The 19903-nt window shown below is 72.1% G+C and carries 18 protein-coding genes; 12 read left to right on the top strand and 6 right to left on the bottom strand.

Annotated features, from left to right (window positions below; genetic code table 11):
• Positions 1 to 40: 40 nt before the first annotated feature.
• The 3 genes from ACFZDL_RS01590 to ACFZDL_RS01580 all read left to right on the top strand — a co-directional run bounded on the left by ACFZDL_RS01590 (position 41) and on the right by ACFZDL_RS01580 (position 3290).
• Positions 41 to 1372, top strand: coding sequence for a copper amine oxidase (locus ACFZDL_RS01590; RefSeq protein WP_353590764.1), 1332 nt, complete (start codon positions 41 to 43; stop codon positions 1370 to 1372).
• Between the two features lie 65 nt (positions 1373 to 1437).
• Positions 1438 to 2715 (top strand): SAV2148 family HEPN domain-containing protein, encoded by a 1278-nt coding sequence (locus tag ACFZDL_RS01585; protein WP_353590763.1) that lies wholly within the window; start codon positions 1438 to 1440, stop codon positions 2713 to 2715.
• Positions 2716 to 2765: 50 nt separating this feature from the next.
• A complete protein-coding gene (locus tag ACFZDL_RS01580; protein WP_353590762.1) occupies positions 2766 to 3290 on the top strand; it encodes a hypothetical protein in 525 nt (174 codons plus the stop codon).
• On the opposite strand, the gene ACFZDL_RS01575 is transcribed toward ACFZDL_RS01580, so the two are convergent.
• Entirely contained in the window at positions 3236 to 4096 is an 861-nt protein-coding gene (locus tag ACFZDL_RS01575) for an ATP-binding cassette domain-containing protein (RefSeq protein ID WP_353590761.1), read from the bottom strand. The genes ACFZDL_RS01580 and ACFZDL_RS01575 overlap by 55 nt on opposite strands.
• Positions 4093 to 4827: an FCD domain-containing protein gene (locus ACFZDL_RS01570; protein WP_353590760.1), complete on the bottom strand. Its 735-nt coding sequence runs from the start codon at positions 4825 to 4827 to the stop codon at positions 4093 to 4095. The genes ACFZDL_RS01575 and ACFZDL_RS01570 overlap by 4 nt, the downstream gene beginning before the upstream one ends.
• A 165-nt stretch (positions 4828 to 4992) precedes the next feature.
• On the opposite strand from ACFZDL_RS01570, the gene ACFZDL_RS01565 reads away from it, so the two are divergent.
• A complete protein-coding gene (locus tag ACFZDL_RS01565) occupies positions 4993 to 5748 on the top strand; it encodes a 3'-5' exonuclease (protein WP_353590759.1) in 756 nt (251 codons plus the stop codon).
• Between the two features lie 68 nt (positions 5749 to 5816).
• On the opposite strand, the gene ACFZDL_RS01560 is transcribed toward ACFZDL_RS01565, so the two are convergent.
• Positions 5817 to 6701 carry an aminoglycoside phosphotransferase family protein gene (locus tag ACFZDL_RS01560; RefSeq protein ID WP_353590817.1) on the bottom strand — a complete coding sequence of 295 codons (885 nt, stop codon included), beginning with the start codon at positions 6699 to 6701 and terminating at the stop codon, positions 5817 to 5819.
• A gap of 357 nt (positions 6702 to 7058) precedes the next feature.
• Here ACFZDL_RS01560 and ACFZDL_RS01555 point away from each other — a divergent pair, with 357 nt between their 5' ends.
• The 6 genes from ACFZDL_RS01555 to ACFZDL_RS01530 all read left to right on the top strand — a co-directional run bounded on the left by ACFZDL_RS01555 (position 7059) and on the right by ACFZDL_RS01530 (position 13797).
• Positions 7059 to 7952 carry a sugar ABC transporter permease gene (locus ACFZDL_RS01555; RefSeq protein ID WP_353590816.1) on the top strand — a complete coding sequence of 298 codons (894 nt, stop codon included), beginning with the start codon at positions 7059 to 7061 and terminating at the stop codon, positions 7950 to 7952.
• Positions 7953 to 7957: 5 nt separating this feature from the next.
• Complete coding sequence (locus ACFZDL_RS01550) at positions 7958 to 8791, top strand: carbohydrate ABC transporter permease (protein ID WP_353590758.1); 834 nt, start codon at positions 7958 to 7960, stop codon at positions 8789 to 8791.
• Entirely contained in the window at positions 8791 to 10092 is a 1302-nt protein-coding gene (locus ACFZDL_RS01545; protein WP_353590756.1) for a sugar ABC transporter substrate-binding protein, read from the top strand. The genes ACFZDL_RS01550 and ACFZDL_RS01545 overlap by 1 nt, the downstream gene beginning before the upstream one ends.
• Before the next feature lie 219 nt (positions 10093 to 10311).
• A complete protein-coding gene (gene rox / locus ACFZDL_RS01540; protein WP_353590755.1) occupies positions 10312 to 11745 on the top strand; it encodes a rifampin monooxygenase in 1434 nt (477 codons plus the stop codon).
• Between the two features lie 68 nt (positions 11746 to 11813).
• Complete coding sequence (locus tag ACFZDL_RS01535) at positions 11814 to 12647, top strand: putative RNA methyltransferase (protein WP_353590754.1); 834 nt, start codon at positions 11814 to 11816, stop codon at positions 12645 to 12647.
• A 136-nt stretch (positions 12648 to 12783) separates the two neighbouring features.
• Complete coding sequence (locus tag ACFZDL_RS01530) at positions 12784 to 13797, top strand: CDP-alcohol phosphatidyltransferase family protein (RefSeq protein ID WP_353590753.1); 1014 nt, start codon at positions 12784 to 12786, stop codon at positions 13795 to 13797.
• Positions 13798 to 13804: 7 nt separating this feature from the next.
• On the opposite strand, the gene erm is transcribed toward ACFZDL_RS01530, so the two are convergent.
• The 3 genes from erm to ACFZDL_RS01515 form a co-directional block, all read right to left on the bottom strand.
• Positions 13805 to 14626 (bottom strand): ErmE/ErmH/ErmO/ErmR family 23S rRNA (adenine(2058)-N(6))-methyltransferase, encoded by an 822-nt coding sequence (gene erm, locus ACFZDL_RS01525; RefSeq protein WP_353590752.1) that lies wholly within the window; start codon positions 14624 to 14626, stop codon positions 13805 to 13807.
• 219 nt (positions 14627 to 14845) lie between these two features.
• Positions 14846 to 15013: a hypothetical protein gene (locus ACFZDL_RS01520; protein WP_353590751.1), complete on the bottom strand. Its 168-nt coding sequence runs from the start codon at positions 15011 to 15013 to the stop codon at positions 14846 to 14848.
• A 125-nt stretch (positions 15014 to 15138) separates the two neighbouring features.
• A complete protein-coding gene (locus ACFZDL_RS01515; RefSeq protein WP_353590750.1) occupies positions 15139 to 17352 on the bottom strand; it encodes an MMPL family transporter in 2214 nt (737 codons plus the stop codon).
• A gap of 431 nt (positions 17353 to 17783) precedes the next feature.
• On the opposite strand from ACFZDL_RS01515, the gene ACFZDL_RS01510 reads away from it, so the two are divergent.
• Both ACFZDL_RS01510 and ACFZDL_RS01505 read left to right on the top strand, forming a co-directional pair.
• Entirely contained in the window at positions 17784 to 19004 is a 1221-nt protein-coding gene (locus ACFZDL_RS01510) for a S8 family peptidase (protein ID WP_353590749.1), read from the top strand.
• 137 nt (positions 19005 to 19141) lie between these two features.
• Positions 19142 to 19810 (top strand): disulfide bond formation protein DsbA, encoded by a 669-nt coding sequence (locus tag ACFZDL_RS01505; RefSeq protein ID WP_353590748.1) that lies wholly within the window; start codon positions 19142 to 19144, stop codon positions 19808 to 19810.
• The last annotated feature ends 93 nt before the right edge of the window (positions 19811 to 19903 follow it).

Raw genomic sequence — 19903 nt, 5'->3', positions numbered from 1 at the left:
TCTTCTCGCACCCCCTTACGCTCATCACAGGAGTACCTCCATGCCTGAAAGAAGGCTTCGCCGTGCCCGTGCCCGGGTCGCGGCGGCCCTCGGCGCCTCCGCGCTCATCGGGGTCACGGGCGTCGCGGCCGGTCCGGCCGGCTCCGCCCAGGCCGCCCCGAAGGCGCCCGCGAAGGCCCCGGCCGCAGCCGCCGACTGCTCCGCCGCGTACAAGATCGAACAGAAGCTGGACGGCGGCACCACCTGGCGGATGTGCTGGCACTACGAGAGCAAGGCCGGGCTCGTGCTCGACAACGTCTCGTACCAGCCCAAGGGCGAGGCCGCCCCCATCAAGGTGCTGACCAGCGCCAAACTCGCCCAGATCCATGTGCCGTACGACGACGGCAGCAACGAGTACGACGATCTCACCGGGCAGGGCTTCGCCCAGGGGCTGCAACAGCTCGACCCGGCCGAATGCCCCGGCGGCACCATCAAGACCGTCCGGGTCCCGGGCGCGTGGGACCCGGACCACCCGGATGTGAAGGGTCTGTGTGCGACCACCCGCGCCCGCGGCCACGCCTACCGCATGGGCGGCGGCGGCCCCGACGGCAACAAGGTCTACCAGCTGCAGGGCAAGGACCTGCTGATCTACACCGTCAACATGGTCGGCTGGTACGAGTACATCACCGAGTGGCGGTTCTCCGGCGACGGCACCATGACCATGCAGGTCGGCGCCACCGGCACGCTCTCCCCGATCGACTACGACGCGGGCGACGGCCGCGGCTGGCCGATCGGCAAGGGTGCCAAGGACTACGCCACCAGCCACGCCCACAACGTCTTCTGGCGGCTGAACTTCGGCCTCGACGGCTCCTCCAAGAGCAGGGTCGAGCAGTACGACTCCAAGACCACCACGGCCACCGGCCAGAAGCCCAAGACCAAGACCACCCGCACCAAGGTCACCAAGGAGCTGGCCGGGGACGCCGCCGCCCAGCGCTGGTGGCGGGTCGTGTCCACCGTGGGCAAGAACAAGGACGGTCATCCGCGCAGCTACGAGATCGTGCCCGGCCACACCAGCAAGTTCCCCGGCCGCAGCTACACCCGGCACGATGTTTACTTCACCGAGTACAACAAATGTGAGCAGTTCGCCAGCCACAACCCGCGCAGCTGTGCCGTGGGCAAGAGCGTCGACAAGTGGGTGAACGGCCAGACCCTCAAGCACCCCATCGTGTGGGTCAACATCGGGTTCCACCACATCGCCCGCGATGAGGACCAGGAGCCCATGCCGGTGCACTGGCAGGGCTTCCAGCTCGCCCCGCGGGACGTCACCGCTATGAATCCGCTCACGCCTTCTGCACTGTCCGATCACAACGGCCATACAGAAGAAGAAGGTTGACCGTAAGGTCGATCGATCGAGCTGCACCGCCCCCGTCCGCCGCAGTAGTCTGCGGTGATCGTTGGATGGGGGCGGGAGGCGGTGCACAGGTGAGCTCGGGCGGGCTGGAGCTGCCTTCTGGGGACGCGGTTCCCGGGGGTGACGGCGCCACCGACACACCCCCCGGTGCGGTGTCCCTGGTACAGCCGGTGGAGATCGGAGCGGAACTGGACTGGGGCGCCGACGCCTGGGCCGAGGTGCGCACCCGCGCACGCCGGGCCGGGCGGGCCTACATCTGGCTGAACCTCGTCGAGCAGCGGCTGCGCGCGGTCGTGGCCGCCGTGCTCCGCCCCATCTACGAGCCGGTCCACGACGACGACTGGGTCGTCGCCGCGGCCGGGCCCGCCGGGCAGGAGTGGGTGCAGCGCGCGGTCGCCGTACGGGAGGTGAGCCGCCGCAAGGGCTATCTGCTGGACCCGGCGGACGACAACGTCCTCAGCTTCCTCACCCTGCCGCAGCTGCGCGAACTCCTCGTCCAGCACTGGCCGTGCTTCGAGCCGTACCTCGACGACCGGCGCGAGGTGGAACTGGCCCTGGACGAGCTGGAGGTCGCCCGCAACGTCGTCTCCCGCAACCGGGCCCTGTCCGAGACCGTCCTGGCCCAGGCCGAGCGCGCCTCCTCCCGGCTCCTGGACATCCTCGGCAGCGGCACCGGCACCCCCTCCGCCGACCGGCTGCCCATCGACGCCGTCGAGGACCTGGTGGGGGACCGGTACGCCGACGTCGTCGGGGTCCACCCCGACCGCGTACGGCTGCAGCGGCAGCTGCCCGTCGAGGACCTGTTCGGCAACGCCCGCCGCCTCGACGCCGTCGGCATCGGGCTGAACCTCCTGGTCCAGAACTACTCCGGCCGCCGGCTGGTCCGGCTGGCCGAGGCCGGCTGCCGGGCCCGGCTGCTGTTCCTCAACCCGGCCAGCAGCGCGGTGCGGCGCCGCGAGCGCGAGCTCGGGCTGAAGAAGGGCGAGATGAGCCGGTCGGTGGAGATGAACATCCTCCATATGCGGCGGGTGCGCGCCCGGCTGCGCGACCCCGGCGCGTTCGAGATCCACGTCTTCGACGAGACCCCGCGCTTCACCGCCTACCTGGTCAACGGCGACGGCTCCGACGGCCTTGCCGTCGTCCAGTCGTATCTGCGCAAGGCCCGGGGCATCGAGGCCCCGGTGCTGGTGCTGCGCGGCGGCGGGCGCGGGCGCGATGTGGTGCGGGACGGGCAGGACCCGGGCCGCGACGGCGACAACGGGCTGTTCGGCACGTACCGGGAGGAGTTCGAGAGCGTCTGGGCGGACTCCCGGCCGGTGTCCTGACCTGCGCTGTCGGTAGCGGCGTTGTCAGTGGCGGCGGTTAGCCTCCCGGCATGCCGGATGCCTACACCATGCTGTGGACCAACCACCTGTGCGCGTACCTGAAGAAGGAGGGATACGAGGGCGAGCGCCTGGTGATCCTCTTCGGCGGGCCGTTCCAGTCGATGCCCAGCTTCCTACGCGCCGGGGTCAAGGAGGGCGACCACATCTACCCCGTGCGCGCCTTCCGCAAGCGGCTGTGGGCGCTGGGCCGCATGGAGGTCGGCCGGATCCTTCCGTACGACACGGTGGGTGAGCTGACCACCGACGAGGACTACGCCCGGGTGCTGCGCTGGCGGGCGCTGAAGGCCGGGGGCGGGGTGAGCGAGGTGCTGCTCGGCCCGCCCGGCTCGCCCCTGCGGTTCGACCGGGCGGTGCCGCCCGACCTCCTGGCCTCCTTGACCTACCGCTCCCGGCGCGGCGAGCGCCGCATCAAGCACGTCGAGGACGGCGAGCTGAAGCGCTCCCACAGCGTGCGGGGCATCTATCGGCTGGCCCCCGAGTCGGCGGCGGCCATGGCGGCGCTGGTGGCCGGCTGAACCGGGCCGCCGGTACGGGCCCGGCCGGTGCGGGCCGTCCAGCGGCCGTCGGTGCGGGTGATGCGGACCGGATGGCCGAAGCAGGCGCTGATCCGCTCCGTGGTGACCACCTCGTCGGCCGGCCCGGAGGCCAAGGCGCGCCCCTCGCGCAGCAGCAGGGCGTGCGTGGTGCCGGCGGGCAGCTCCTCCAGATGGTGCGTCACCAGGACGGTCGCCAGCCGTGGACGGTCGCGCGCCAGCGCGTCCAGGCTGTCCAGCAGCTGTTCGCGCGCCGCCAGGTCCAGGCCGGTGGCCGGCTCGTCGAGCAGCAGCAGGCGCGGGCGGGGCATCAGCGCGCGGGCGATCAGGACCCGGCCGCGCTCGCCCTGGGACAGGGTGGGCCACAGGGCGTCGCGCCGGGCGCCCACGCCGAGCGTGTCGAGCAGCCGCTCGGCCTGCTCCAGCCGGCCGGGCTCCAGCCGTCGGCGCGGGACGGGCTCGACGGTGTTGGTCAGCCCGGTCAGCACCACGTCCCGCACCCGCAGCGGGGAGCGCAGCGGATGGCGGGGGTTGACATGGCCGACGAGGGTGCGCAGCTCCCGCAGGTCCACCCGGCCCAGTGTGTGTCCCAGGACCCGCACCGTGCCCCGGGTGGGGTGGGTCAGCGCGCCGAGCAGGCCGAGCAGGGTGCTCTTGCCCGCGCCGTTGGCGCCGAGCAGCGCCCAGTGCTCGCCCTCGCGCACGGTCAGCGAGATCGACCGCAGCAGATACCGGCCGTCGCGTACGACGTCGACGTCCTCGGCCCGCAGCACGGGAGAGCCGGTCATCGCGCCTCTTCCTCGACCGGGACGGCTTGGCTGACGGGGTCGACGAGGGCCATGACGGCCTCCAGGTGATGGGTGGTGGCCGCGATCGCGGCCGGGGCGTCGCCGCGCGCCAGGGCGTCCAGCAGATCCGCGTGCGCGCAGGACAGATCGGGCAGCCCGGTCTCGTACGTCACCATCTCGACCAGCGCCTCGCGCAGCACCGGCAGCACGGAGGTGAACAGGCCGAGCAGCACGGCGTTGCCCGACAGCTCGACCACCGTCCGGTGGAACTCCAGATCGGCGTCCACGAAGGCGGCGGGCCCGGCCGCGGCGGCCTCCTGCCGCCGCCTCAGGTCCGCGGTGAGCCGGGCGATGTCCTCGGGGCGGGTCCGCCGGGCGGCCAGCCGGGCGGCCTCCACCTCGAGGGCCCTGCGGACCTCGTAGACCTCGAGCAGCCGGGCGCGGCGCAGCAGATGCCGCAGGTCCGGCTCCGCGGGTGGCCCGGGACGCTCGGGCTCGGCCCGTATGACGAAGGTGCCCGAGCCGTGGCGCACGTCCAGCAGGCCGTCCCGGGCCAGCAGCCGTACGGCCTCCCGCACCGAGGACCGGCCGACGCCCAGCTCGGCCGCGAGCATCACCTCGTTGGGCAGCCGTGCGCCGGGCTGCCAGCGCCCCTCGCGCAGCATGTCCCGCAGCGCGCCTTCGACCTGCGGTACGACACGCCCGTGCCGCAGCCGGGTCGGCTCCGCCATGCCCCCACCTCTCCCGGTCATGTCCGACGGCGGGGACTCTAACACGAGTCCTCAGACGTCTGAGGACTCGTCGTGCCGTGGGCTCATCGCCCCGGCGGGCCGGGGGCGTTGTCAGTGGTGCGTGCGAGGGTGGTGAACACCAGGGGGAAGTAAAGGAGGGCCGGTATGGGCTGGCACCGAGAGCTGCTGATCGGATTCGACCTCGAGACCACGGGCACGGACCCGGGCGAGGCGCGGATCGTGACGGCGGCCGTGGTCGAGGTGAGGGGCGGGGAGCCGGTCGGGCGCCGCGAGTGGCTGGCCGATCCGGGCGTGCCCATTCCGGACGGCGCGGTGGCCGTGCACGGCATCTCCACCGAGCGGGCGGCGGCGGAGGGACGCCCCGCGCGCGAGGTGGCCGACGAGATAGCGGACGTGCTGGTGGCCCACTGGAAGGCGGGCGCCCCGGTGGTGGCGTACAACGCGGCGTTCGACCTGAGCCTGCTCGCAGCCGAGTTGCGGCGCCATGGGCTGCCCTCGCTGGGAGAGCGGCTGGGCGGCGCCGAGACCGGCCCGGTCGTGGACCCGTACACGATAGACCGGGCCGTCGACCGCTATCGCAAGGGCAAGCGCACGCTGGAGGCGGTGTGCGGGGAGTACGGGGTGGTCCATGAGCGCGCCCATGAAGCGGGGGCGGACGCGCTGGCGGCGGTCCGCGTCGCCTGCGCCGTCGCGGAGCGACACGGCCAGGTGGCGGGCCTGGACCTGTGGGACCTGCACCGCAAGCAGGTCGTCTGGTACGCCCGATGGGCGGCCGACTTCCAGGATTGGCTGCGCCGCAAGGGCACGGCGGACGCGGTGGTCGACGGCAGCTGGCCGCTCCATGAGGCCGTGGCCGAGGCCGAGGTGGGGGTGGGAGCGGAGGCCGTGGCGGGCCGATAGCCCCACGGGGCGGCAGGCCCGGGCGGACCGGCGGCGGTTCAGCGGGCCGCCTCCTTGGGGAGGCCGCTTCAGAACGCGTACCAGCGGACCGCCGGATCGCCCTCCCGCAAGGAGGCCACCCGGCGGCCGAACTCGGCGAGCGCGGCCGGGTTGGCCGGCGCGTGCTGGGCGACCCAGGCGCAGCTCGCGATCTCCCGCGCGCCCCGCAGCACCGCGCAGCCGTCCCACTCCCGCACGTCCCAGCCGTACGCCGCCACGAACTCGTCGTAGGCGGCGGGGCCGAGCCCGTAGCGGTCCCGGGTGAGGGCCATGACCACGAGGTCGTGCTCGCGCAGATCGCAGGAGAACGTCTCCAGGTCCACCAGCACCGGGCCGGCGGGGCCGATGTGCACATTGCGCGGCAGCGCGTCACCGTGCACCGGGCCGGGCGGCAGCCGCGGGGTCAGCTCGGCGGCGGCCGCCGCGGCCTCGTCCCGGCGGGCCCGCAGATACGCCGCGTCCGCCGGGGCGATCGCGCCCTGGGCCAGCCGCAGCCAGCGCTCGACGCCGCCCAGCAGATCGCGGCCCGGCAGTTCGAAGGGCGGGTCGGGCAGCGCGTGCACCAGCTGCAGCAGTTCGCCGAGGTCGCGGGGGCCGGCGGGGCGTACGGGCGCGGGCAGCTGCTGCCAGTAGGTGACGAGGTGGCCGCCGAAGGGGAGGGGCTGCTCCGGGCCGTACCGGCGGTCCGGGCGCACCGCGGGCAGGCCCTCACGCGCCAGCCAGTCGGCGACCTGGAGCTCGCGCGCGGCCCGGTCCCACACCTCCAGATCGTGGCTGATCCGTACCACGAGGGACAGGCTGTCCACGGCGAAGACGGCGTTCTCGCCGAGCGCCAGCAGCCGCGCCTCGGCGGTGCCCGCCCGGTACGGCGGCAGCGCGGCGGCGAGCACCGCGCGCGCCCGCCCCTCGGTCAGCGCCGCGTTCCCCATGCCGGGCCTCCTGTGTGCATCACGCCGCCGTCTCCCCCGCCGGGCTCACGCCCTCGGGGCCTGCCCATCATGCCGCCTGCCGGGCAGCCGCCGGCGGCGGGGCGGGCGCGTACCGAAGATCCGCCGGAGCGGGCACCGGGCGGCGCCGACGCCCAAGTCCCGTACCGCCCAAGGTGATCAGAACGCTTGACTGCGCCGCGCACCCTCCGCAGGATGACGTGGGCTTCCGCACCGGGCGCCCGGATTCAGCCACGCGGCGGAGCCGCACATTGACAGAGCCCGAGCCCCCGCGGCGGAGCCGCGTATCGATCGCAGCCTAAGGAGCCCCTCGCCGTGACATCGATGGCCGCAATGGCGCGGCCAGGCAACAGACCGCCGGACGGGAGGCCCGATCGCGGCGCGTGGTTCCTGGTCCTGCCCGCACTCATACCGATCCTCGTCCTGAGCGTCGGTCCTCTGCTGTACGGGATCGTGCTGGCCTTCACCGACTCCCAGTCGGGCCGCACCCGCCCCACCCAGTGGATCGGCCTGCGGGGCTTCCAGGACCTGGCCCAGGACCGGCTCTTCTGGGAGTCCTTCCGCATCGGGCTGCAGTGGGCGGTCGGGGTGACGGTCCCGCAGTTCCTGCTGGCGCTCGGACTGGCGCTGCTGCTCAACCAGAACCTCCGCTTCCGCTGGCTGGCGCGCGCCCTCGCGATCGTCCCCTGGGCGATGCCGGAGATCGTCGTCGGCATCATGTGGCGGCTGGTCTACCAACCCGACGCGGGCCTGCTGGGCGACGCGCTGGGCACCGACAGGGACTGGCTGGGCGACCCCGCGACCGCGCTGCCCGCCGTCATCGTGGTCGGCGTCTGGGCGGGTATGCCGCAGGTGACCGTCGCGCTGCTGGCCGGCCTCGCCAATGTGCCCCGTGAGCTGCACGAGGCCGCGGCGGTGGACGGCGCCGGCGCCTGGCGCCGCTTCCGCACCGTCACCTGGCCCGCCATCCGGCCGATCGCCCTCGCGATCAGCGCGCTCAGCTTCATCTGGAACCTCAACTCCTTCGCGCTGGTCTACGTCCTGACCAACGGCGGCCCCGGCGGCCGTACCCGGCTGCCGATGCTCTTCGCGTACGAAGAGGCCTTCCGCTACGGACAGTTCGGCTACGCGGCGGCGATGGGCTGTGTCCTGGTCGCGGCGGTGTCCGTGCTGCTCGCCGTGTATCTGGTCGGGCGGCTGAGGGGAGACGACCGGTGAAGCGCATGGGCACCCGTCGCACGGCGCGCGCCGGGCAGTACCTCGCCCTGCTGTGCTACCTCGGCTTCCTCGTGCTGCCGCTGCTGTGGCTGATGTCGACCGCCTTCAAGCCGCCCCGCGAGCTGGCGACCCTCGACCCGCAGTGGATTCCCGACCACCCCACCCTGGACAACTTCCGCCAGGCGTTCGACGAGCAGCCGCTCCTCCAGGCCGCGGCCAACAGCCTGATCGCCGCCGTCTGCGCCGCCGTGCTCGCCGTCGCCCTCGCGACCCCGATGGCCTACGTCATGGCCCGCCACCGGTCCCCGCTGTCCCGCGCGGCCACCGGCTGGGTCGTGGTCAGCCAGGCGTTCCCACTGGTGCTGGTGATCATCCCGCTGTTCCTGATCCTCAAGAACCTCCGCCTGATCGACTCCCTCGCCGGCCTGGTGGCGGTGTACGTGGTGTGGGCGCTGCCGTTCGCCCTGTGGATGCTCACCGGGTATGTGCGCGCCGTGCCGCGCGAGCTGGAGGAGGCCGCGGCCGTGGACGGCGCGGGCAAGGCGCGGATCCTGGTCTCGGTGACCGCCCCGCTGCTCGCCCCGGGGATCGTGGCCACCGCCCTCTTCGCCTTCATCACCTCCTGGAACGAGTTCTTCTTCGCCCTGGTCCTGCTCAAGTCGCCGGAGAAGCAGACCATGCCGGTCATCCTCACCCACTTCATCGGCGCGGAGGGCGTGGCCGACCTCGGCCCGCTCGCCGCGGCCGCGCTGCTCGCCACGATCCCCTCCCTCGTCCTGTTCGCCGTCATCCAGCGGCGGATCACGGGCGGGGTGCTGGCCGGGGCGGTGAAGCACTGATGCGCCGCAGGCACTTCCTCGCCGGGACGCTGGCCGCGCCCGCCGCCGCCGCGCTGCTGCCCGCCTGTGCGGCGGACCGGCGCCGCCGCTCGGCCGATGGCACGATCACCCTGCGCTTCCAGTCGCTGGCCTGGCAGCAGGAGTCCGTCGCCGTGAACAAACAGCTGGTCGCCGAGTGGAACGCGGCCCACCCGAAGATCCGGGTGAGCTATGTCCAGGGCAGCTGGACCAGCGTCCACGACCAGCTGCTGACCGCCTTTGAGGGCGGCGAACCGCCGGACATCATCCACGACGCCACCGACGACCTCGCCGACTTCGCGTACGGCGGCTCGCTGGCCGATCTCACCGGTCTGCTGCCCCGGCGCCTCAAGGAGGACATCCCGCCGGAGAGCTGGGGGACCGCGACGTTCGGCGACGGCGTCTACGGCGTGCCGTTCCTCCAGGAGCCGCGCATGATCATGGCGAACCGCGCCCTGCTGGAGGCGGCGCGGGTGCGGATCCCGACCGCGCGGGACCCGTGGAGCTGGGAGGAGTTCGAGGAGGTCGCGGGGCGGCTGACCCGCAAGGGCACCTACGGGGTGGCCTGGCCGCTCAAGGAGCCCGTCTCCGCGACCCTCAACCTGTCCCTGTCCACCGGCGGCCGGGTCTTCCACCGGGGCGCCGACGGCAAGGTCACCATCCGCTTCGACGCCGCCGACCAGGCGGTCCCCGCCGTCATCCACCGCCAGCTGGGCGCCGATCGCACGGGCTCGCGGACCACCCTCGGCATGGGCGGCTCGGACACCCTGCCCGGCTTCTTCGGCGGCAAGTACGCGATGGTGCCGCTCGGCTTCTCCTACCGGCAGCAGCTCGCGCAGCAGGCGCCCAAGGGGTTCGCGTGGACCGTCCTCCCGGCGCCCGCGGGGCCGGGAGGGGACCAGCGGCAGGGCGTCAGCCCGCAGACGCTGTCCATCGCCGAGGACTGCCCGTACAAGGAGGAGGCGGCCCGCTTCATCGACTTCTTCCTCCGGCCGCGCAACATGGTGCGGCTCGCGCGCGGCGACTGGCTGCTGCCGACGGGCACCCGCGCCCTGGCCGACCCCGCGCTGCGCACCCGCGAGCACGGCTGGGCGACCGGCACGGCCCTGGCGTCCGCGCTGCGCCCGGCGCCGGCCCAGACGGTGCGCGGCTATCCGGAGTGGAAGGACAAGATCGCCACGCCGGGGCTGCAGGAGTACTACGGCGGCGAGATCGGGATGGCGGAGCTGAGGGACCGGCTGGTGGAGGACGGAAACCTGGTGCTCGCCCGCTACCAGCGATAAGGGCCCCGGTCTCGGAGCCGTGATCGGGTGGCTGGGAAAGGAGTGGACGGGGTGGTGCCCGGGCTTGTAGCTTGCGGCGGACCGTGACACCGCCCGAGGAGGTGAGACCCATGAACGCTGTATCGACGTGGGTGCTCCTCCTTCCCGTCACGGCCGGCGATTGACGTAGGTGTCGCCGGGAGCGCCTCCACACCAAGGCACTCCCGAAAGGCAACACCTATGGACTCTCCGTTCGACGTGATCATTGTCGGCTGCGGGCCGACCGGCGCGATGCTGGCCGCCGAACTGCGACTGCACGAGGTGCGGGTACTCGTCCTGGAGAAGGAAACCGAGCCCGTGTCGTTCGTCCGCATCGTCGGTCTGCACATGCGCAGTCTCGAGCTGATGGCGATGCGCGGACTGCTGGATCGCATGCGCGAGCACGGAAGACAGCGTCCGGCCGGCGGATTCTTCGCCGCCATCAACAAACCCGCGCCCCAGGGCCTGGATTCCGCGCACGCCTATCTGCTGGGCATCCCGCAGCCGGTCGTCGTTCGCCTGCTCGAAGAACATGCGACCCAACTGGGCGCGCAGGTCCGGCGCGGTTGTGCGGTGGCCGGTTTCGAGCAGGACGACGAGGGTGTGACCGTCGAGCTGGCCGACGGCGAACGGCTGCGTGCGCGCCATCTCGTCGGCTGTGACGGCGGGCGCAGTACGGTGCGCAAACTGCTCGGCGTCGGCTTCCCCGGCGAGCCCTCGCGGACCGAGACGCTGATGGGCGAGATGGAAGTGGGTGTGGAGCAGGAGGAGATCGCCGCCAGGGTGAGCGAAATCGGCGAGACCCATGGGCGATTCCGGCTCAGGCCCTTCGGCGAAGGGGCATACAGCGTCGTGGTCCCCGCCGCGGGAGTCAGCGATCGCGCGGAACCACCCACCCTCGAGGATTTCAGACAACAGCTGCGCACCGTCGCCGGAACCGATTTCGGCGTGCACTCCCCGCGCTGGTTGTCCCGCTTCGGGGATGCCACCCGGCTGGCCGAACGCTATCGGGTCGGGCGGGTGCTGCTGGCCGGCGACGCGGCACACATCCATCCACCGACTGGCGGACAGGGCCTCAACCTGGGCGTTCAGGACGCGTTCAACCTCGGCTGGAAACTGGCCGCAGAAATCCGCGGCTGGGCGCCAGGAACACTGCTGGACACCTACCAGGCCGAACGCCGTCCGGTCGCCGAGGACGTGCTGGACAACACCCGCGCCCAGATGGAACTGCACTCCACCGAACCGGGCCCGCGGGCCGTGCGCAGGCTGCTCACCGAACTGATGGACTTCGACGAGGTGAACCGCTACCTCATCGAGAAGATCACCGCGATCGCCATCCGCTACGACTTCGGCGAAGGCCCCGACCTGCTCGGCCGCCGCCTGCCCGACATCGACCTCGAACACGGCCACCTCTACGGTCTGCTGCATCGCGGCCGAGGCCTGCTGCTGGACCGCACCGGACGCCTGACCGTCGGCGGCTGGTCGGACCGGGTCGATTACGTCACGGACCCTACTGCGGCACTGGACGTTCCCTGCGTCCTGCTGCGCCCCGACGGCCACGTCGCCTGGATCGGCGACGATCAGCAGGACCTGGACGACCACCTCGCCCGCTGGTTCGGCACGCCCGCCAACTGATGTCGCTGCCGTGAGTCCAGGGCACCCCTGTTTGCACGAGACGTATCGTCTCGTTTAAGGTCACGGCCGTGGCCGAACCCTTCGACGCCCTCCTGTGCCCGCTGTGCGGCGAAGGCCTCCGGCCCCGCGCCGGGGCGCTCGGCTGCGCCCGGGGCCACGCCTTCGACATCGCCCGCCAGGGATACGCCAGCCTGCTCGTCGGCGGCGCGTCCACCGCGAGCGCCGACACCGCCGCCATGGTCCAGGCCCGCGCGGCGTTCCTCGCGGCCGGGCACTACGCGGGTCTCGCGGACGCCCTCGCGCGGCTCGCCGCGCCGCTGTGCCCGCCCGGCTCCACCGTGCTGGACGCCGGGGCGGGCACCGGCTACTACCTGTCCGCCGTGCTGGACACCGCCCCCGGCGCGGTCGGCCTGGCCCTGGACACCTCCAAGTACGCGCTGCGGCGCGCCGGGCGGGCCCATCCGCGCGCGGGCGCCGCGCGCTGGGACCTCCGGCGGCCGCTGCCCGTGCGGACCGGCTCGGTCGATGTGCTGCTCAATGTGTTCGCGCCGCGCAACGGCGGGGAGTTCCGCCGGGTGCTGCGGCCCGGCGGGGCGCTGCTGGTGGTCACCCCCACGGAGCGCCATCTCGGGGAGCTCAGGCCGGTCATGGGCCTGTTGTCGGTCGACGCGGCCAAGGAGGCGCGGCTGCGCCGTACGCTGGACGGCCACTTCCGGCTGGAGCGCACCGCCTCCTACGACCGCAGGGTCGCGCTGAGTGCCGAGGACGCGGAGAACGCGGTCTCGATGGGGCCCTCGGCCCACCACCTCGACGGGGCCGAGGTGCGCCGCCGTGCCGCCCGTCTGCCCGCCCCGCTGCGGGTGACCACGTCCTTCCGGCTGGCGGTCTACCGGCCCGGCTGACAGGCCGATGCCATGGACCTGCTCCCTCCGGGAGACCGTTACCGCGGGCGAAAGGTTGCGTCCGGCCGACCTTGTGTCCTTTCTGAACGAATCCTTACGGTCAGGTGAACTCTTGACCGATGCCGGAAAGTTGGACATGCGCTCAGACATACCGCCACTCGCCGAAGTGCGTCGTATCACCGAGAAGAAGCGCGACGCGTGGTGGACCGTCCTGCTCGTGGACCCCGTGGCCACACCGCTGGTCCGCTGGACCGCGATGCACACCCGCGCCACCCCGAACCAGCTCACCTGGGGCGCGTTCCTCGTGGGCCTCGGGTCCGCCGCCTGCTTCGCGCAGGGGGACTGGCGCTGGCTGCTGCTCGGCGCCCTGCTCTACCACGTCAGCTTCATCTTCGACTGCATGGACGGCAAGCTGGCCCGGCTGACCGGCACCGGCTCGGTCTTCGGCGCCTGGCTGGACTTCGTCTTCGACCGGATCCGGGTCCTGGTCTGCGCGGCGGCGCTGATGGGCGGCCAGTACGAGCGCACCGGGGATGTGCTCTACGTCTGGCTCGCGCTGGCCGTGACGTCCCTGGACGCGCTGCGCTACATCAACGCGCTCGAGACGTTCAAGATCCGGCACGGGATGCGCGAGCAGATCAAGGCCCGGATGGAGGCCGCCCGCGAGGCGGACAACGAGGCGGAACTCGCCTTCATGGAGGACCTGCTCCGGGAGAACCCCGAGGCCGACGTCGAACACGACCGAGCGGTCGCGGCCAAGGCGGCGGGCGACACGGCGGCGAAGGCACCAGAGGTGACACAGGCGGAGCAGGCGGAGACGGCGGCCGAGGGGACGACGACGGTGACCGCCCCGGAGGCCTCCGACGGGCCCACGGTCGTCGATCTGCAGCGGGAGTTCCGCCGCCGCTTCCCCTGGTGGACGCGGTGCCGCTCGTTCCTGACGCGGCACCGCGTCCGTGCTCATCTCATCAGCGGCATCGAGTTCCAGATGGGCGTGTTCATCATTGGGCCCGTCCTGGACTCGGTGGTGGCGGGGACCGTCGTCTCGGGCGTCCTGCTGCTCGTCTTCGAGCTGGCCATCATCTACAAACTGCTGCTGTCCACCCGGGACTTCACCCGCACCCTCAACTCCTTCGAGTCGACCGCCTGAGCATCTCTCAGCCGGGCGTGCCGCTCAACTCCTCGAAGAGCACCAGCCACTGCCGCGGTGTCGCATACGCCACCACCGCGTCCCGGCCGAGCCCCGCCCGCCGGAACGCGCGGTCCAGCCGCCGGGCGGGGTGAGCGCGGCTCAGCGACGCGTACAAGGTCCCGCCGACGCCGGAGAAGCCGAGTTGGACCATCCGCTCGTACGCGGCCCGCTCGGCCGCGCCCGTCAGCAGCGGCCGGGGGCGCCGCGTCAGCCGCAGAATCCCGCCGTCGACCCGCGGCACCGGCCGGAAGGCGGCGCGCGGAACCCGCCCGCACAGCCGCCAGTCGACGTCCGGCCAGGTCCGTACGGTCAGCAGGCTCCAGCGGCCGAAGTCCCCGGTGCGCTTGCGGGCGTACTCCAGCTGGGTCAGGAAGGTGGCCGAGGTCAGCCGGGGCGCCCGCAGACACCAGTCGACGATCTCGGCGGTGCGGGCGTAGGGCACATTGCCGACCACCGCGAAGGGTTCGAGCGGGGGCCGCGCGGTCAGGAAGTCCTGGTGCACCACGCGCACATGGGGATGCGGGGCCAGGCGCAGCCGCAGGCCGGGGATGAGATGGCGGTCGATCTCATAGCCGATGAGCTCGCGGCAGCGCGGCGCGAGCGCTTCGGTGAGCACTCCTTTGCCCATGCCGACCTCGACCACGAGACCGTCGTGGCACGGCCGCGCGGCCCGCACCACGCGGGCGACGGCGGCCGGGTCGACCAGGAAGTTCTGCGAGAGCGTACGGCGCGCGAGATCGCGTGCGGAACGGTGCGGGTTTCGGGATGGATATCGCTTGCGGGCCACAGCCGGCGGTCCTTTCGGAGCCGGGCGGGCGGCAGCAGCGCGGAACGGGCCCTGCCGCCCGTCCCGGAGTGAATGATTCCTGGACTGGCGGGGGCCCTGGCCGAGGGCATACGGAAGCGAGCCGTGAAGCGGTGAGGGGCGGCAGCCACGCGGTGGTGCGTGCGGCTACGCAGCGCTCAAAGCCTCAGCGGCGAGCGGTCGTCGAGGGGTGTCGGGCGCTCAAGCGGCGAGCGGCCGACGGCTCGGGAAGGCGCGGGACGCGTCCGGGCCGGCCAGGGCACCGGGGCCGCGCCGCGGGCGGCGGGTGAGCAGGACAGAGGCGTTCACACACGCCACCCGGGCGAGGCCACGGGTGTCGCGGATGAACGCTCCGATCAGAGATCCCATCGGTGAGTGCCTTCCGCGCGTGTGCGTAGTGCCTGTGTGCGTGTGTCGTGCCGTCCGTGCCGCCAAAACACGGAACCGGCCGCGCGGCACGAGGCCACGCGACCGGCTCACCGTAGGGACCCGCCCTAACGGATCGCAACCGATTTACGCTCCGGCTCCGCCCCGGGGACCGGCGCCGCGGCCGCGGCCGGCTCGTCGTGCGTGAGGTCCGGCAGCCAGTGCAGCCAGCGCGGCAGGTACCAGTTGCGCTCGCCGAGCAGCGACATCACGGCGGGCAGCAGCACCCCGCGGATCACGGTGGCGTCGATGAGCACCGCGGCCGCGAGGCCCACGCCCATCTGCTTCATGCTCTGCATCGACAGCGTTCCGAAGATCGCGAAGACCGCGACCATGATCACGGCGGCGCTGGTGACCACACCCGCCGTGGTGACCACGCCGTGCACCACCGCGTCCTTGGTGGTCCGCCCGGCCAGCCGCGCCTCGCGGATCCGGGAGACCACGAAGACGTGGTAGTCCATGCTCAGCCCGAACAGGATCACGAAGAGGAACAGCGGCAGCCAGGACACGATCGCCCCGACCCCCTCCGCGCCGACCAGGCCCGCGCCCCAGCCGTGCTGGAAGACGGCGGTGAGGACGCCGTAGGCGGCACCCACCGACAGCAGGTTGAGCACGATCGAGGTGATGGCGACCGTCAGCGACCTGAAGGACATCAGCATCAGCAGGAAGGCGAAGACGACGACGAAGGCGAAGACCGGCGTCACGGCCGAGCCGAGCTTGTCGTTGAAGTCCTTGGACATGGCCGTGGAGCCGCCGATCGGGGCGTCGACGATGCCGTCCGCCGCCTCGAGCGTGTCCGGGCGCACCGTGTCGCGCAGGATGTTCAGGCTCTTCTCGCTCTTGGCCTCGTCGGAGCCGCCGATCAGCGGCACCTCGATGACGGCGAGGTTCTCGCGGTCGTGGAACATCACCTTGACCGGGCCCTTGGAGGCGCCCTTGGCGACGGCCTCGGCGCGGAAGTCCTCGATCGCGGCGCGCACCGGAGCCGCGTTGATGTCATCGGCCTTGACGGCCACCTGGGCCGGGGAGGGCCCGCCGGGGAACGCCTCGTCCATGTGCTCGTACGCGGCCACGATCGGCAGCGAGTTGCCGAACTCCTGGTCCATGGTGAGGTTCGCGGTGTTCATGCCCACGGCCGGGACGGCCACGGCGATCAGCACACCGCCCGCCAGCGCCACCGACAGCTTGGGCTTGCGCAGCACCCGCCCCAGCACCGCACGCCAGAAGCGGCTCTCGCCGTTGCTCCGGCCCTTGGCCCGGGCCAGGAACGGCACCCGGCCCTTCTCGACCCGCTCGCCCAGCAGCGACAGCAGCGCCGGGAGCACCGTCACCGAGCCGATCATCGCCACCGCCACCACCAGCAGGGTGGCCAGGCCCATCGCCTTGAACTCGGCGATACCGGTGAAGAGCATGCCGGCCATCGCCACGATGACGGTGAAGCCCGAGACGAGGATGGCCCGGCCGGAGGTGGCGGCGGCTATCCGCAGCGCGGTCTGCGCGTCCCGGCCGGCCGCCCGCTCCTCGCGCTCGCGCCGCAGATAGAACAGGCAGTAGTCCACGCCCACGGCGAGACCCACCAGCAGCATCACGGAGTTGGCGGTGTCGCTCATGTGCACGGCGTGGCTGACCACCGCCACCAGACCGGTGGTGGCCAGGAACGCGCTCATCGCGAGCAGGACCGGCAGCAGGGCGGCGACCAGCGCGCCGAAGGCGATCAGCAGGATGCCGAGGGCCACGGGCAGCGCGGAGTACTCGGCCTGCTGGAAGTCGTCGCCGAACGCGTCGTCGAACGCCTTCTGGCCGCTCGCGTCGCCGAACTGCTCGATCCGCAGGTCCTTGTGGGCGTCCTGCGCCTTCTGCACCGCGTCCAGCACGGGCTGGACGTGGTCGGCGGCCTTGTCCGGGTCGCCGCGCATGTCGAACTGGACCAGCGCGGAGCGCCGGTCCGCGGAGATCGTCTTCGTCTCGTACGGCGAGGTCACGCCGGTGACCTGACCCGTGCCCCGTACGGCCTCGATCACCCCGTCGACGGCGGAGCGGAACGCCGGGTCGGTGGCCGTGACACCCTTGCCCTTCGCCTGGATGAGCACGGTTTCCCCGGCCGGGTCCTCAATGCCCACGTCATCCAGAAGCTTCGAGACACGCCCGGACTCGCCCGGCATGGCCTCGCCGTCCGATACGTCCACCCGCCCCGCCATCGACCCGACGGCGAGGGCGAGGATGACGAGCAGCACCCACCCTCCGACCGCCGTCCACCGGTGCCGGGCACTCCAACTGCCCATGCGGGCCGCTATTCCATGCGGCCTGTCCAAGCGGCCTGTGTCCGCCACGACGTCCCCTTTTCCCCAGATCTCCCGGTGGCCGACTCGCTGCCGCCGACCTCGGTTCGACGCTATGGGGCGCGGGGGCGCCGTCCCATCCTGCTGTCCGGTGAACCGCCGGGCGGCCTTCTCCACCGAAAGGAGGGGGGATATCCCTACCCCCGGGAATGAGGCCCCTTACACGTAAAAAGCCCGAGACCGCCCGGTCCGCAGCCGCCAACGCCTCGCGATACCACAGAAGTTGACTAAGTCACACGTGGGCGAGGATCTTGAATTGAGCGCGTCAATCAGTCAGGGTTTCCAGTCAGGCCGGAGCGGGTCCCCACCGATGCTCCGGCGCACGTTGTCACGCGAACTTTCCCCCCACAACCACACGAGGAGGACCCCTCGTCATGGCAGTTCACAAGCAAGTCAACGCGCGTCGACTCACCTTGGCCACGGCCGTCGCGGCCGCCGTGGCGGCCGGTGCCTTCATGGCCGTCCCGGCCGGCGCGTCCACCGCCTCCCCGGCCGAGGGCAAGGTCTACGGCACCCAGTCCGCGGACGCCGTCAAGGGCAGCTACGTCGTCCTGCTCAAGGGCGGCAAGAGCATCAAGGCGCAGAGCACCGGCAAGGACCTCGCCGAGCGCTACGGCGGCACGCTGCGCCGCAGCTACGACTCCGCCGTCAACGGCTTCTCCGCGAGCGGCCTGACCGAGACCGAGGCCAAGCGGCTGGCCGCCGACCCGGCCGTCGCCAAGGTCGTCCAGAACCACCGCTTCACGATCGACGCCACCCAGGACGACCCGCCGTCGTGGGGCCTGGACCGCATCGACCAGGCGGACACCGAGGCCGACAAGAAGTACACCTACCCCGACAGCGCGGGCGAGGGCGTCACCGCGTACGTCATCGACACCGGTGTGCGCGTCAGCCACAAGGACTTCGGCGGCCGCGCCACCTCCGGCTTCGACGCCATCGACAACGACGAGGACGCGGACGACGGCCACGGCCACGGCACGCATGTGGCGGGCACCATCGCCGGCGCTGACCACGGCGTCGCCAAGAAAGCCAAGATCGTCGCCGTCCGCGTCCTGGACGACCAGGGCTCGGGCACCACCGAGCAGGTCGTCGCGGGCATCGACTGGGTCACCGAGAACCACCAGGGCCCGTCCGTCGCCAACATGAGCCTCGGCGGCGGCGTGGACGACGCGCTTGACGCGGCCGTCCAGAAGGCCATCGACTCCGGCGTCACCTTCGGCGTCGCGGCCGGCAACGAGTCCACCGACGCGAGCCAGGGCTCGCCGGCCCGCGTCAAGGACGCGATCACCGTCGCCTCCAGCACGGACGCCGACGAACAGTCCGACTTCTCCAACTACGGCGACGTCGTGGACATCTACGCCCCCGGCTCGGACATCACCTCCGACTGGAACACCGGAGACGACGCCACCAACACCATCTCCGGCACATCGATGGCCACCCCGCATGTCGTGGGCGCCGCGGCGGTCTACCTCGCGGGCCACCAGGACGCCACCCCGGCCGATGTGGCCAAGGCGCTGACCGAGGGCGCGACCCCGGACAAGATCTCCAACCCGGGCGCGGGCACCCCGAACAAGCTCCTGAAGATAGTCGAGTAGGACCCGTACGACCCCGTGGCCGCCGCGCTCGTCCCCCATGGAGCGCGGCGGCCTCATTCTCCGCGCGGAAGTGGCCCACCGGTCGCGCTCGGAAATGGCCCAGGGCCCCGGGCCGCCCGGCGGCTAATGTCCCATGCATGAGCACAGGTTCGAATACCGCTGACGCCGCGACGGCCGCCACGACCCCCGCGGCCCCCACGACCCCGACCAAGGTCGACCTCTACTTCGACCCCATCTGTCCCTTCGCCTGGATCACGTCGCGCTGGATCCTCGAGGTCGAGCGCGGGCGCGACCTCGACCTGCGCTTCCGGGTCATGAGTCTGTCCGTCCTCAACGAGGGCCGCGAAGACCTCCCCGAGCGCTACCGCGACCTGCTGGAGGCGGGCTGGGGCCCCGTCCGCGTCTGCGTCGCCGCCGCACAGCACCACGGCGAGGAGGTCCTGCGCGACCTGTACACCGCGCTCGGCACCCGCATCCACAACCAGGGCAACGAGGACTCCGCGGCCGTGATCCGCGAAGCCCTCGCCGAGGTCGGCCTCCCCGCCGACCTCGCCTCGGCCGCGACCAGCACCGCCTACGACGAGGCCCTCCGCACGAGCCACCACGAGGGCATGGACCCCGTCGGCGACGACGTCGGCACCCCCACCCTCCACGTCGACGGCGTCGCCTTCTTCGGCCCCGTCCTCTCCTCCATCCCGCGCGGCGAGGACGCCCTGCGCATCTTCGACGGCGCCCGGCTGCTCGCGGGCTACCCGGACTTCTTCGAGCTCAAGCGGACGCGCACCGGGGGCCTGGACTTCAGCTGAGGTGGTCGAGGGCGCCGGATTTCACGGTGCGTATGAAGGCGCCGAGCTGGGCTGGGGTCCTGGCGAACGACGACAAGGCCGAAGTGGAGCAGC

Origin of the sequence: Streptomyces sp. NPDC007917, from assembly GCF_042959105.1 — a bacterium.
In the GTDB taxonomy this organism is placed as follows: Bacteria; Actinomycetota; Actinomycetes; order Streptomycetales; family Streptomycetaceae; genus Streptomyces.
Note: the sequence above shows the minus strand (reverse complement) of the source record. Positions and strands in the feature narration are given on the sequence as shown.

What these genes read in the sequence shown, in the direction of transcription:
- ACFZDL_RS01590 (WP_353590764.1), top strand. Translation starts at nt 41, where the DNA reads ATGCCTGAAAGAAGGCTTCGCCGTGCCCGTGCCCGGGTCGCGGCGGCC.
- ACFZDL_RS01585 (WP_353590763.1), top strand. Translation starts at nt 1,438, where the DNA reads ATGGGGGCGGGAGGCGGTGCACAGGTGAGCTCGGGCGGGCTGGAGCTG.
- ACFZDL_RS01580 (WP_353590762.1), top strand. Translation starts at nt 2,766, where the DNA reads ATGCCGGATGCCTACACCATGCTGTGGACCAACCACCTGTGCGCGTAC.
- ACFZDL_RS01575 (WP_353590761.1), bottom strand. Translation starts at nt 4,096, where the DNA reads ATGACCGGCTCTCCCGTGCTGCGGGCCGAGGACGTCGACGTCGTACGC.
- ACFZDL_RS01570 (WP_353590760.1), bottom strand. Translation starts at nt 4,827, where the DNA reads ATGGCGGAGCCGACCCGGCTGCGGCACGGGCGTGTCGTACCGCAGGTC.
- ACFZDL_RS01565 (WP_353590759.1), top strand. Translation starts at nt 4,993, where the DNA reads ATGGGCTGGCACCGAGAGCTGCTGATCGGATTCGACCTCGAGACCACG.
- ACFZDL_RS01555 (WP_353590816.1), top strand. Translation starts at nt 7,059, where the DNA reads ATGGCCGCAATGGCGCGGCCAGGCAACAGACCGCCGGACGGGAGGCCC.
- ACFZDL_RS01550 (WP_353590758.1), top strand. Translation starts at nt 7,958, where the DNA reads ATGGGCACCCGTCGCACGGCGCGCGCCGGGCAGTACCTCGCCCTGCTG.
- ACFZDL_RS01545 (WP_353590756.1), top strand. Translation starts at nt 8,791, where the DNA reads ATGCGCCGCAGGCACTTCCTCGCCGGGACGCTGGCCGCGCCCGCCGCC.
- rox (WP_353590755.1), top strand. Translation starts at nt 10,312, where the DNA reads ATGGACTCTCCGTTCGACGTGATCATTGTCGGCTGCGGGCCGACCGGC.
- ACFZDL_RS01530 (WP_353590753.1), top strand. Translation starts at nt 12,784, where the DNA reads ATGCGCTCAGACATACCGCCACTCGCCGAAGTGCGTCGTATCACCGAG.
- ACFZDL_RS01520 (WP_353590751.1), bottom strand. Translation starts at nt 15,013, where the DNA reads ATGGGATCTCTGATCGGAGCGTTCATCCGCGACACCCGTGGCCTCGCC.
- ACFZDL_RS01515 (WP_353590750.1), bottom strand. Translation starts at nt 17,352, where the DNA reads ATGGGCAGTTGGAGTGCCCGGCACCGGTGGACGGCGGTCGGAGGGTGG.
- ACFZDL_RS01510 (WP_353590749.1), top strand. Translation starts at nt 17,784, where the DNA reads ATGGCAGTTCACAAGCAAGTCAACGCGCGTCGACTCACCTTGGCCACG.
- ACFZDL_RS01505 (WP_353590748.1), top strand. Translation starts at nt 19,142, where the DNA reads ATGAGCACAGGTTCGAATACCGCTGACGCCGCGACGGCCGCCACGACC.